General features: G+C 68.0%; 12 protein-coding genes. 4 read left to right on the top strand and 8 right to left on the bottom strand.

The window, feature by feature from the left end; all coding sequences use genetic code 11:
* Window positions 1-267: 267 nt before the first annotated feature.
* The 4 genes from Y900_RS13485 to Y900_RS13470 all read right to left on the bottom strand — a co-directional run bounded on the left by Y900_RS13485 (window position 268) and on the right by Y900_RS13470 (window position 4,818).
* A complete protein-coding gene (locus Y900_RS13485) occupies window positions 268-1,947 on the bottom strand; it encodes a sulfatase-like hydrolase/transferase (RefSeq protein ID WP_192827580.1) in 1,680 nt (559 codons plus the stop codon).
* A gap of 48 nt (window positions 1,948-1,995) precedes the next feature.
* Window positions 1,996-3,282 (bottom strand): maltokinase N-terminal cap-like domain-containing protein, encoded by a 1,287-nt coding sequence (locus tag Y900_RS13480; protein ID WP_036342425.1) that lies wholly within the window; start codon window positions 3,280-3,282, stop codon window positions 1,996-1,998.
* 68 nt (window positions 3,283-3,350) lie between these two features.
* Entirely contained in the window at window positions 3,351-4,325 is a 975-nt protein-coding gene (locus Y900_RS13475; RefSeq protein ID WP_036342421.1) for an NADPH:quinone oxidoreductase family protein, read from the bottom strand.
* Between the two features lie 7 nt (window positions 4,326-4,332).
* Complete coding sequence (locus Y900_RS13470; RefSeq protein WP_036342419.1) at window positions 4,333-4,818, bottom strand: GreA/GreB family elongation factor; 486 nt, start codon at window positions 4,816-4,818, stop codon at window positions 4,333-4,335.
* A 289-nt stretch (window positions 4,819-5,107) separates the two neighbouring features.
* Here Y900_RS13470 and Y900_RS13465 point away from each other — a divergent pair, with 289 nt between their 5' ends.
* Complete coding sequence (locus Y900_RS13465) at window positions 5,108-5,914, top strand: HugZ family pyridoxamine 5'-phosphate oxidase (RefSeq protein ID WP_036342418.1); 807 nt, start codon at window positions 5,108-5,110, stop codon at window positions 5,912-5,914.
* Here Y900_RS13465 and Y900_RS13460 read toward each other — a convergent pair.
* Both Y900_RS13460 and Y900_RS13455 read right to left on the bottom strand, forming a co-directional pair.
* Window positions 5,911-6,156, bottom strand: coding sequence for a hypothetical protein (locus tag Y900_RS13460; protein WP_051660052.1), 246 nt, complete (start codon window positions 6,154-6,156; stop codon window positions 5,911-5,913). The genes Y900_RS13465 and Y900_RS13460 overlap by 4 nt on opposite strands.
* 126 nt (window positions 6,157-6,282) lie before the next feature.
* Complete coding sequence (locus tag Y900_RS13455) at window positions 6,283-7,290, bottom strand: VWA domain-containing protein (protein WP_081845099.1); 1,008 nt, start codon at window positions 7,288-7,290, stop codon at window positions 6,283-6,285.
* A 91-nt stretch (window positions 7,291-7,381) separates the two neighbouring features.
* On the opposite strand from Y900_RS13455, the gene Y900_RS13450 reads away from it, so the two are divergent.
* Window positions 7,382-8,386, top strand: coding sequence for a VWA domain-containing protein (locus Y900_RS13450; RefSeq protein WP_036342417.1), 1,005 nt, complete (start codon window positions 7,382-7,384; stop codon window positions 8,384-8,386).
* On the opposite strand, the gene Y900_RS13445 is transcribed toward Y900_RS13450, so the two are convergent.
* Entirely contained in the window at window positions 8,342-9,748 is a 1,407-nt protein-coding gene (locus tag Y900_RS13445) for a cytochrome P450 (protein WP_081845315.1), read from the bottom strand. The two genes, Y900_RS13450 and Y900_RS13445, sit on opposite strands and share 45 nt — an antisense overlap.
* A 144-nt stretch (window positions 9,749-9,892) precedes the next feature.
* Between Y900_RS13445 and Y900_RS13440 the strand changes: the two genes are divergently transcribed.
* Complete coding sequence (locus Y900_RS13440; protein ID WP_036342415.1) at window positions 9,893-10,117, top strand: hypothetical protein; 225 nt, start codon at window positions 9,893-9,895, stop codon at window positions 10,115-10,117.
* 6 nt (window positions 10,118-10,123) lie between these two features.
* On the opposite strand, the gene Y900_RS13435 is transcribed toward Y900_RS13440, so the two are convergent.
* The gene (locus Y900_RS13435; RefSeq protein ID WP_081845098.1) at window positions 10,124-10,750 is read right to left on the bottom strand and encodes a TetR/AcrR family transcriptional regulator; all 627 of its coding nucleotides are present in this window, start codon (window positions 10,748-10,750) and stop codon (window positions 10,124-10,126) included.
* 69 nt (window positions 10,751-10,819) lie between these two features.
* On the opposite strand from Y900_RS13435, the gene Y900_RS13430 reads away from it, so the two are divergent.
* Complete coding sequence (locus tag Y900_RS13430; protein ID WP_036342414.1) at window positions 10,820-11,623, top strand: SGNH/GDSL hydrolase family protein; 804 nt, start codon at window positions 10,820-10,822, stop codon at window positions 11,621-11,623.
* The last annotated feature ends 148 nt before the right edge of the window (window positions 11,624-11,771 follow it).

Genomic DNA, 11,771 nt, shown 5'->3' with positions numbered 1-11,771 from the left:
GGGCAAGCACAAGGCAACGCTGTGAACGTTCGTGCGGGACGGACAGAGCAATGAATGCTGCGCCACGTCAGCGCGACGCGCGCTGCCTGCTCGGGCACGTCCACCGGCGGCCATACTGGCCGGCAGGCCGTGCCGCCGCGTCGGCTTCGTCGGTAACCGAGTCACCGAGAGCTCCGGCACGCTAACTCCCCGGCCCACCCCGCTACCGCCGTCTGGCAACAGGACGGGGGGCAACCGTTCATGAACGACAGCGGGGGCGTGGAGCTGCTAGGTCCCGCGGGCGGCGGCGACCTGTTGGAGATTCGCCAGCCCCAGCTCCTGCGCCGCGTGCAGCGCCGGCGGCAACGGCGCCTGCACTTCGGGAAGCACCGCGTTGTCCAGCAATGCCTGCAGCGCAGCCTGCTTGGTGTTGTGGCCCGCCTGGTTGTCGATCTCGCGCCGGCCCTCCGGGGTGGCGTAGTCGTACAGCTCGTGATCGATCGGGCGCGACGCATCGATCTGCATACCGCCGGGCCGCCAGTACGCGTAGCTGCCGAATTTGGCGTCGCGGGTGCGGACCGCGACGAGGTGACTCGGGGCCGTCGTCGGGATGTGCGTCGGGTTGTCGTTGACGCCCAGCATCTTTCGGACCCGATCGGAGGTCATCATCGCGGCCATCTCCTCGACCGACACGTCGTCGGTGACGTGTGCGACCCAGGGCCGGCCGGGCGCGGTGGCATCGCCGGCGATCGCGGCGAGGTCGGCACGGCGCGCCAGATGCTCGCACCCGGGGTCGGTACGCCAACCGTTGCCGCCATCGGCGATCGTCAACAGCAGCGGCGCCACATCGACGCTGGAGGTCAACTGATCCCGCGTCTCACCTGGCCTGGGAGTCAGCCGGCCCGACGGGTCGCGGATGTAGAGAGGCACCCTGATGCCCTCTTCGTACATGCTCGCGCCCTTACCGCGCATGCCGTGTGATCCGGCATATTCACCGTGGTCGGATGTGAATACCACGATCGTGTTGCGGTCGATGTCGGGGCGCGAAGCCAAAGTTTCTGTGACGCGGCCGATCTGGGCATCGACCTGCTGATGAAGCCACAGGTACATGTCCAGGCCCCGGGCCCACTGCCTGGTGACGTCGGGCCCCGTGTAGGGCAGTGCGCCGGTGATCAGCGGGCTCATGAAGTCGATGTAGTCCAGTTGTAGCTGCGGCTTGTTGCGGCGACGGATGTCCTCTGGCGTCTCGAAATTGGCGGGCAGGTCGGTGAAGACCCGCGGAACATCATCGGGCAGTGGGCTTCTCGGCCACCACATGATGTCGTGCGGGTTCACCAGCGATACGGTCGTACACCACGGTCCCTCAGCGGCGTGCTGGTCGAACCACTGGACGAACTGGTCGGTGATGTGGGGATCCTGCTGCAGGCCCTGGCTCGGCCCGCCGTTCGGGGACGGGTAGGTACCGCCGGAGAAGCCGTGCGCGTCCAGACCGTCGGGGGTGTGGTCCGCTTGGGCACCCAAATGCCACTTGCCCCACCACCAGGTGCGGTAGCCGCGGTCACGCAGCAGCGTGCCCCAGGTCGGAAACTGCGGCGCAAGCGTCGACTCCGTCGCTCCGTCACCGGTGAACAGACAGCCGGTCTGGTGTGAATACAGGCCTGTGGTCAGGGCTCCGCGGGCCGGTGTGCACATGTTCGACGCGGTGTAGTGACTGTCGAAGGACACGCTGGCACGGCGCAGCGCGCTCAAGTGGGGCAGGCGGGCGTCCAACGCCGCGGCGTCGGGAAACCACTGCGGGGTCCGCATCTGGTCGACGATCACGACCAGAATATTGGGCTTGCCGCCTGCGGAGGTTCCGGGTCGCGCGCGCTGGGCCCGGGTGACGAGTTCGATTCCGCCGAGCCCGGCCGCCGCGGCGCCGACCGCGGCCGCCGTGCCGAGTGCTGTCCTGCGCTTGACTGCCATCAGCCCAACTTACTAGCCGATCTAAGAACCGGCTCCGGCTCGCGTGGCGGCTCAGCCGACCAGGCGGGAGATCGAACGCATCGGGATGTTCAGCCAGTTGGGCCGGTACCGGGCCTCGTAGCCGGCCTCGTAGACCGCCTTGTCCAACTCGTAGGCGGCCAGCACCGCAGCGTGATCGCGCGGGTCGGTACCGGATTCGGCCGCGTACCCGTCGCAGAACGACGCACAGTTGCGGTCCACCCAGTCCTTCACCCGCGCCGCCAACTCCGGGTCCGGGCTCCGATCGACCAGCTGCTGATATGCCGCGTACTCGAATGACCGCAGCATGCCCGCGACGTCGCGCATCGCCGAGTCGGGCCTGCGCCGCTCGTCGACCGGCTGACCCGGCTCACCCTCGAAGTCGATCAACAGCCAACCGTCCGCCGTGCGCAGCACCTGACCCAGATGCAGGTCGCCGTGGACGCGCTGAACCACCACCGGCTCCTCGGCTACCTTGGCGTAGCGCTCCTCGATCGCGGTCCGATACTCGGCGAGCTCGGGCACGGCCGACGCGGCCGCGGCCAGCCGCTGGCGCATCACGTCGACGGGCAGCAGGTCGGTCGACGTCCCCAGCTCCTCAGCGAGCGTCGCGTGTACCGACGCCACCGCCTTGCCCAACTGGTAGGCCTCGCCCGAGAAGCCGTCACCCGCGCCGTCAGCCGTCAGCGCGCGGGTGCTCGCGGTCGCCATGTCCCAGCCCTCAGTCGAATTCGCGGCGAAAGCCGTCACCATCCCGAGCGGGCAGGGCTGGCCGTCCATGGTGGTGTCGAACGAGCCCAGCAGCCGGGCCACGTGCCGGTTCTCGGCCCGGCCCAACACCCGGTTGAGTTCGATATCGGGGTTGATCCCGGCGGCGACCCGGCGGAACAACTTGAAGATCGCCCGGTCGGCGAACACCACGCTGGTATTGCTTTGCTCGGCCCTCGACACCCGCGGGGTGACCCCGAGCGGCAAAGCGACGCCGGGCTCCTTGCTGAACGTGACGTCGCCGATCGTGGTCCCCGAGTCCATCAGTGACAGCAGGAACTGAGCCGACGACGGGTCATGCAGGCCGTCGAAGGCGCCGTCGGTGATGGTCGCGCCGGCGTTCGACGGCGGATTCGAATCCCATTGCACCACAACCTGATACCGCTCGGCAGGCCCAGTGGTGTAGGTGACGTCGACCAGCATCAGGTCGAGCTTCGGCCGCAGTGGCACCACGTCGACGGTGTCAGCGGACACCAAGGTTCGGGTGCGACCGGCGTACCACCGCTGGGTCGGCAGCCACTCGGTCCAGGGCAGGGTCGCCGGTGAGCTCATTGCTTCTCCTCAGACGGGCGCATCAACGTTTCACTACCCGCCGCCGGGTGAACCGAACCGTCCGCAGGTCAGTCCCGGACGCGGACCACGACCTTGCCCCTGGCGGTGCGATTCTCCAACGAGGAAACCGCCGCGGCGGCCTGCTCCAACGGATACACCTCGGGCTGCGGCGCAGCCAGCGCACCGGAGGTCAGCAACTCGGCCAGTCCGTCCCACTGCTCGGTCAACGCCCCGGGATGCGTCATGGTCCAGGCACCCCAGCCAACGCCGACGACGTCGATGTTGTTGAGCAGCAGCCGATTTACCTTGACGGTGGGGATCTCACCGCCGGTGAATCCGACCACCAGCAGACGCCCGGCCGGCGCCAGCGAGCGCAGCGAGTCGGTGAAGCGATCGCCGCCCACCGGATCCATCACGATGTCGACACCCTTGCCGCCGGTCAGCTCGGCGACCGCGTCCTTGAACCCGTCGGCCAGCACCACGTCGGTGGCGCCGGCCGCCCTGGCCACGTCCGCCTTGTCCTCGGTGCTGACCACCGCGATCACCCGGCTGGCGCCGAGCGCGGGCGCGAGCCGCAGCGTGGAGGTACCGATGCCGCCGGCCGCGCCATGCACCAGTACCGACTCGCCCTTGGCCAGCCTGCCGCGGACGGTCAGAGCGAAAAACACGGTCAGGTCGTTGAACAGCAGACCGGCGCCGGCCTCGAAGCTGACGTTGTCCGGCAGCGGGAACACCCGGTCCGGTGTGAGTACGACGGTCTCGGCTATCGCGCCGGTGATCATCGTCAGACCGACGACGCGGTCACCGGCCTTCACGGGGGCGTCGGCGGGGGCGGACCGCACGACGCCCGCAACCTCAGCTCCCAGGGTGAAAGGCAGTTCCGGCTTGTATTGATAGAGCCCACGGGTGAGCAGAGCGTCCGGGAAGGCCACCCCGGCGGCGTGGACGTCGACCAGGATCGCGCCCTCATCGGTCGGCTCGTCGATCTCGACCAGTTGCACCGACTCCGGACCGGCCAGTTCGGTCACCCGTATCGCCCGCATCACACCTCTATCGCTCGTTCGGAATATCGATGGCCAGCAGCTCGACCTGAAGCTCGCCCCGTGGCGTCGAGTAGGTGACGGTCTCACCGGCACGGCGCCCGAACAACGCTAGACCGAGCGGGCTGTCGGAGGTCAGCGTGGTGTCCTCTTCGCCGGCCGGCGTCTCCTCGAGGAAGTGGATGATCCGCATGCGCAGCGGCTCGTCACCCGGGAAGCGCACGGTCACCTCCGTGCCGTTGGGCAGTTGCCCTGGGGCGTCCGTGTTCCCCCCGGCGAGCAGCCAGGTCAGCCGGCTGATCTGCTCGTCGATGCCGGCCAGATCCGCCGACCGTTGCAACGCGTCGGCGGCATCGCCGCGGTCACCCACGGTGTCGGCGTCGCCCTGTAGTTCAGCGCGCATCTCATCTCGACGGCGACGCAGATCCGCCAGCTCCTCTTCGATCCGGTCGCGTTCCTGCCCGGCGAAATTCGGCGTTCCCTCATCCTGACCCATGCCCGACAACGTACCTGCGTGCCTGCCTCGGAGATGCTGTGTTCGGGGACTTTTCGTGTGGCGACCAGCGCCACCCGTTACTGCTACCGCCGGAGAGTCGGCTGGCGTACTTCGGCTTGTGTTCGGACGACCCCACCAGATCTAGGATGCCGGCGGCCTTCGCGGCCCGCCGTCGCGCGACATCGGATTCGATGATGTCGCTTGCGATCTCATCGTCGGCAGCGCCACACAGTGAAACCGGGTCAGAATCCGGACTCTCGCGGGACGGTGGGCGCGGTATCGTGCCGACGTGGCATCACGCGATCATGGCGACCCGGGCGACGCCCCGTCGGTTCCGCCGCCGCTGACCGCCGTGGTCGACGCGACCCGGCCCTCGGCAGCCGAGGAGGCCCGCAGTATTGCGGCGTCGACCAATACCGCGACGCTGGCCTCCCTGACCGCCACCGGCGATCCGTGGGCCTCGTTCGTCACCTACGGGCTCCTCGACGGTCAGCCCGTGCTGTGCGTGTCGAACATGGCCGAGCACGGCCGCAACCTCGCCGGCGATCCGCGCGCCAGTCTTGCCGTCGTCGCGCCCACCACGCAGAGCGACCCGCTGGCCAGCGGGCGGATCACGCTGGCCGGCGTCGCGGAACGCCCGACCGGAGACGAAGCCCGCGCTGCCCGTGACGCGCATCTGGCCGCCGTCGCGGCGGCGAAGTACTACGTCGACTACTCCGACTTCACGCTCTGGGTGCTGCGCGTGCACCGCGTGCGCTGGGTCGGCGGCTACGGCCGGATGGATTCGGCGACCGCCGACGACTACGCGGCGGCCACCGCCGACCCGGTTCGCCCGCAGGCCGCCGGTGCCATCGCCCACCTCAACGCCGATCATGCCGAGTCTCTGGTTGCGATGGCGCGCGCACTCGGCGGCTATCCGGACACCACCGCCGCGGTGTGCACCGGCGTAGACCGCTACGGGCTCGACCTGCGGGTCGACACGCCGCGTGGCGTCGGGTACACCCGGGTCGGATTCGGTGGGCCGTTGTCCTGCGCCGACGAATTACGTTCGGCCTCGGTCGAATTGGTGAAACGCGCCCGCCGCGCGGACGGCTAGCCGCCCAGTTCGGCGATCGCGGTCTCCAGGGCCGCGGCCTGCTCGGACAGTTCACGATCCGAGAGTTTTTCGCCGCCGGCCTGCTCGACCAGTTCCGCGCGGGTGATCACCTGTAGTGCCCCGCGGTAGTCGTCGGTGTCCAAGGCCGCCTGCCCGACCACCTCGGTGCGGCCTTCGATGAGAACAAGCACTGCGTCGGAGTCGGCACCGAGGAGCCGGCGCACGTCATCGGGAGTGATCATCAGGCACCTCGTCGAGTCTTCTTCTGCAATTCGTGGGTCATCTCCGAGGCCTGTGCCTTGGCGTCGCTGCTCATGCGGCTGGACCTCCTGTGCTGTCGCCGTAGCTATGCCCACCCCAACGGACATCTACGCGGGCAGATTCCGGTTGACTGCCAGCGCGAGGAACGCCGCGACGGTCAGCAGGACCACGGCCAGCCGCACCCAGCCGGTGGTCGCGGGCGCGCTGATCGTCTGGTACCCGACCTGTTGCAGTACCGCCCCGTAGCTCTTGTTCAGCTCGTCGATGTTTGTGGCGGTGTAGTTCTGCCCGCCGGACAGTTCGGCGATCCGCTTCATCTGGGTGCCGTCCGACGGCACCGGGATGGTGTCGTTCTTGAGCGTTACCACACCGTTCTGGGTGCCGAACGTGATCGTCGAGACCGGCACCCCCTGGTCCTTGGCGGCTCGTGCGGCGGTGAAGTCCCCGCGGGGATTGTCCGGATTGGCGGGTTTGTTCTCGCCGCCGTCGGACAGCAGCACGATGCGCGCCGGTGGTGGCGTCGCATCGCCCGCGCTGAGCACGGTGCTCACGGTCTGAATCGCCTCCAGCGAGGTGAACAGCGCCTCACCGGTGGCGGTCGAGTTGTCCGGCTGCAATTTGTCCAAGGCGGTGACGGTGGCGGCGTGATCGGGGGTCGGCGATACCAGCAGATTCACGTTGCCGCCGAACGAGACCAAGCCCAGGTTCACCCCGGGGGTCAGCTGCTGGGCGAAAGTCTTGGCCGCGTCTTGCGCGGCCCGTAGGCGGGTCGGGGCGACATCTTTGGCCTGCATCGACTGTGAGACGTCGATGACCAGCATCACGACGGCCCGATTGCGGGGGATGCGGGCCTCATGGGTGGGCCCGGCAAGCGCGACGATGAGCAGCAGCAGTGCACCGAGCGACAGCGCGACAGGCACGTGGCGTAGGCGATGCGGCCGTTTCGGCGTCAGCCGCTGCAGAGCCGCTGCCTCACCGAACTGCCGCAGGCGCTGCCGCCGCTGGAGCTGTCCGAGGACGTACAGGCCCAGCAGCAGTGCGGGTATCACGGCCAGCACCAGCATGCCGGGATGCGCCAGCCCGCTCAGGGTCAACGAACCGATACCGGGCAACAACCCACTCCTGTCATCACTGTCGGCCAGCCCCAAGAAACTGTGGCTAACGTGTCCTTTGTACCGGGGTTAGTTGAGAGGTGGTCCCGCCGGCGTGGATGCTGTCAAATCGCTGTCACTTTCGGGCTTCACGACCCCGTGGCTGTTCTGCTATCTCGTGGTCGTCGTCGCCGCCGTGGCCGCCTACCTGCTCGTTCAGCGAAGCCGACGGCGGCGGGTGTTGCGCTTCGCGAACTTGGCCCTGCTGGAGCAGGTCGCCGCCGGCCAGAAGCCGCGCAGGTGGCGGCATCTGCCCGCAGCCCTGCTGGTGGCCGCCCTGGCGTTGCTCACCACCGCGATGGCCGGGCCCACCCATGACGTGCGGATCCCCCGCAACCGGGCCGTCGTCATGCTCGTCATCGACGTCTCGGAATCCATGTCGGCCACCGATGTCGCCCCCAGCCGAATCGAGGCAGCCCGCGAGGCAGGTAAGCATTTCACCGACATGCTCACCCCGGGCATCAATCTCGGTCTGGTGAAGTTCTCGTCAGGGGCCACGCTGCTGGTAGCGCCGACGATCGACCGGCAGCAGGTCAAGCAGGCGATCGACAAGCTGGTACCCGAACCGCGCACCGCAACGGGCGAGGGCATTTTCACCGCGTTGCAAGCGATTGCGACCACCGGTGCGGTGATGGGCGGGGGTGACGGGCCGCCACCGGCCCGGATCGTGCTGGAGTCCGACGGCAAGGAGACGGTGCCGCCGAACCTGGACGCTCCGCGTGGGGCATTCACCGCCGCGCAGGCCGCCAAAGAGCAGGGCGTACCGATCTCGACAATCTCGTTCGGTACGCCGGACGGCGTGGTCCAGGTCGACGGTCAATCGATTCCAGTTCCGACCGATGACGCCTCGCTGGCCAAGATTGCCGATCTCAGTGGCGGCCAAGCCTTCCGCGCCTCCAGCCTCGGCGAGTTGAACCAGGTGTACTCGACCCTCGACGAGCAGATCGGGTACCAGGTGGTGCGTGGTGATTCCAGTGCGGGCTGGGTGGCACTCGGCGCTCTGGCACTGGCGTTGTCAATCGGTGCGGGCATTCTGCTGAACCGCCGGCTCCCCGCCTGACGCAATTCCCAGCAGACTCCCAGGAGCCGTCCAGTCCGTCGTCGTCCCGGCATCTGACCGCCGGTGGACGACCGCCCGGCCACCGTCAGCCGGGGCGTTGGCGATCCCCCGCGAGTGGTACGCCTCGTCCGGCGCGGTGGTGGGCGCGAACGTGAACTCCCGCAACAGGGTTCGCAGGGTGACGTTCATCTCCATGTTGGCGAACGCGGCGCCGATGCATCGGCGGATCCCGCCCCCGAACGGGATCCACGCGTAGTTGTCCGGCGGGCTCCCGACGAACCGGTCCGGGTCGAACGCCGATGGTCCGGCGAAACGGTCCGGGTTGGCGTGCGCCATCTGGATACTGACGATGACCACATGTCCTTGGGGAATCACCCACTCGCCGAGCCGGATTCGCTGCAACGCCCGTCGCGATGTGCCGTCGATGACGGGCCGTAGCCGCTGCACCTCCCAGATCGTCGCCTGCTGCAGTTCCGAGCCACCGGCATCGGCCTCCGCGGTCAGCCGCTCCAGCAGCTGCGGATGCCGGCGCACCCGCTCGACCAGCCAGGCCAGGGTGGTCGCGGTGGTCTCGTGCCCCGCGGTCAGCAGGGTCAACAGCTCGTCGGCGATGTGCCGGTCAGGGATCGCCGTGCCGTCCTCGTAGCGCGCCCGCAGCATCAGCGACAAGACGTCCGGGCGCTCGTCGAACGCCGGGTCGCGGCGAGCGTCGGCGATCAGCGAGTCGACGATCTCGTCGTAGCGCCGTCGGTACCGAAGCGCGGCGCCGCCGAGGCTGCGGGGGCCGAAGTCACGCCGAAAGATCGCCGGCAGCAATGCAAGTCGCGATCCGACCGCCACCAGGCGGGGCAGCTGCTCGCGTAGTTCGTCGAAGGCCGCACCCTCGGCCCCGAACACCGCGCGGAGGATGGCGTTGAGGGTGATCCGCATCATCGACGGCAGCGTGTCGAACTCGACGCCTTCGGGCCAGTGCGCGACCTCACGCAGCACTTCCTCTTCGATGATGGCCTCGTAGCCGTGCATGCGCTTGCCGTGGAATGGCGGCACCAGCAGCTTGCGTCGCTCGCGGTGTTCCTCGCCGTCCAGGCTGAAGGTCGAGCCCGGGCCCAACACCTCGCCGAGATTGGTCGCGCGCCCCACCAGATCGCTGCCGGTGGTGAACAGCTCTTTGATCAGGGTGGGGTCGCTGATCAACACGGTTCTGCCGAAGATCGGCAGGTTCAGGGTGACCGCCGACCCATATCGCCTGCCGAGGTCGCCCACCACCGCCCGGCGCGCGGTGAGGAAGCGAATTCCCTGCAGCAGCCGTGGGGCGTTCGGGCCGGGCGGGAGTCGGACCGGATCGGTCGTCGCATGCGCCATGGTTCCCATCCTCCGATTCGGTACGTCACTGTACCGGCCACGGTACGCCGATGTACCGGACGACACAACGGCAGCGGGACGAAGTCCTCCCCGTACTGTTGATCCCCGGGGCGCGCGTATCGCCGCCCAAGAGGAGTAGCACTGATGTCTGGCACCGACGAGCGGCTGGCCATTTCCGAGGCCGGCGAAGACAAGGGCTGGCAGCGCCGCGAAAGCGGGCGGGTCGACGTCTACCTGCGTGACCGGTACCGGGTCCGAGTGATCTGGCAGGGCAATGAGGTCATCAGCGGCGCGTCGTTCTTCGACAACGAGATGTATGAGGCCTACACGCGGGACCTGGCCAAAGTTCGCGCCTGGCTCAAGAAGTAGCCCGGCTCAACCGCCGCGATGAGGGCCCAGTAGGGCGATGGCCGCGGCGGCCGCCTCGTCGGTGACGTCCTTCATCCGGCCGCCGCTCTCGACCGTCACCGCAGTCAATTCCCGCAATCCGCCGATCAGCATGATCGCCCGCTGACGGGACACCATCGGGATGCCCGCGGCCCGCAGTTCCTCGGTGTCGGACAGCGTCCGGACCATCGCGATGAACGACTCGGTGACTTCCCGCTGCAGCGTCCTGGCGGCCATCCCGAGGGCCGGGACGTCACGGATCCAACTCAGCATCACCGCCGGTTGCGATTCGGCATTGGCGACCCAGGCCTCAACGGCCTGCCTGATCTGCGCTTCCCAGGGCGCTGCCGGGTCGACGGCCGCCGAGATGGTCTCCACAGCCCGGCGGTTCGTATCGGCGAGCAGCGCAACCAAGCACGCTTCCCGGTCGGTGAAGTACTCGTAGAAGGTCCGTCGTGAGGTTCGCGCGCGGCGCACGATATCGGCGACGGTGGTCGCCGAATATCCGACGTCGGTGATCGAGGCGGCCAGCGCGTCGATCAGTCGCTGGCGAGGTGTCGACGGAGCGGGATCTGACTGCGGTGCCGCGCATTCGACCGACGCAGACGACTTCACCTTCTGTACACCCCACCTTCCATTCGCCTGCCGATCGTACTGCCGTGTACGGCGCTAAAGTCGAAGTTCATGTCCGACATCGGCTTCTCTCGCTATGTCGCGATCGGCGACAGTCAGACCGAAGGTCTCTGGGACGGCGACGACACCCATGGACTGATCGGGTTCGCCGACCGGATAGCCGCCATCCTGGACAGCTGCCACCCCGGGTTGCTGTACGCCAATCTCGCGATCCGCGGCAAGCGGGTGATCGACGTGCTGGAAGATCAGCTCCCCCGAGCGCTGTCGATGGACCCCGATCTGGTCACCGTCTGCATCGGGATGAACGACGTCACGCGCCCGGGCCGTACGTTCACCAGGGCGATGGGCGATCTCGACAACGTTTACCGACAGCTGGCGGAGTCCGGTGCGACGGTGGTGACCACGACATTCCCGGACGTCGCGAAGATGCTGCCGGTGGGCCGGTTGATCGGGGCCCGCATCCGAGAGGTCAATGCGGTGATCCGTCAGGCCGCGGATCGGCACGGGTTCGGTCTGGTCGATCTCTACAACGCCGAATCGATGAACGAGACGTCGAACTGGAGCCACGACCGGATGCACGCCTCGACCCGGGGCCACATCCTGTTTGCCGAAGCAGCCGCTGAAGCGCTGAAACTGCCCGGCAGCAACCATGATTGGGCGCAGCCCAGCGGTGAGGAGATCCAAGACCGCTTCTGGCAGCGGATGTACGCGCAAGGCCAGTGGACCCGCGGCCTGCTGATCCCGTGGCTGTGGCGGCACGCCCGCGGCCGGTCCTCCGGTGACGGTCGAGACCCGAAATACGGTGTCCTGCAGCCCGTTTCCCAGCTCGTGCTCGAGGCCGATCAGACCGCCTGACTTTGCCGTGTGAGCCACGTCACGCGGGGCTCCGCACCTGGAATTCATCACCGATATCGATTGGTCTGAAAACCCCGACGTCAACGGCCTGCGTGGGATAGTGACAGGGCAACGAATGGCGATCTGCGGGTGAACCGCAGTCGGTGGA

It is taken from the genome of Mycolicibacterium aromaticivorans JS19b1 = JCM 16368 (assembly GCF_000559085.1).
Taxonomy (GTDB): domain Bacteria; phylum Actinomycetota; class Actinomycetes; order Mycobacteriales; family Mycobacteriaceae; genus Mycobacterium; species Mycobacterium aromaticivorans.
Note: the sequence above shows the minus strand (reverse complement) of the source record. Positions and strands in the feature narration are given on the sequence as shown.

Excerpts from the sequence above, each read along its gene's own strand:
- Y900_RS13480 (WP_036342425.1), bottom strand. The coding sequence starts at position 3,282 with ATGAGCTCACCGGCGACCCTGCCCTGGACCGAGTGGCTGCCGACCCAG.
- Y900_RS13475 (WP_036342421.1), bottom strand. The coding sequence starts at position 4,325 with ATGCGGGCGATACGGGTGACCGAACTGGCCGGTCCGGAGTCGGTGCAA.
- Y900_RS13470 (WP_036342419.1), bottom strand. The coding sequence starts at position 4,818 with ATGGGTCAGGATGAGGGAACGCCGAATTTCGCCGGGCAGGAACGCGAC.
- Y900_RS13460 (WP_051660052.1), bottom strand. The coding sequence starts at position 6,156 with ATGATCACTCCCGATGACGTGCGCCGGCTCCTCGGTGCCGACTCCGAC.
- Y900_RS13445 (WP_081845315.1), bottom strand. The coding sequence starts at position 9,748 with ATGGCGCATGCGACGACCGATCCGGTCCGACTCCCGCCCGGCCCGAAC.
- Y900_RS13440 (WP_036342415.1), top strand. The coding sequence starts at position 9,893 with ATGTCTGGCACCGACGAGCGGCTGGCCATTTCCGAGGCCGGCGAAGAC.
- Y900_RS13430 (WP_036342414.1), top strand. The coding sequence starts at position 10,820 with ATGTCCGACATCGGCTTCTCTCGCTATGTCGCGATCGGCGACAGTCAG.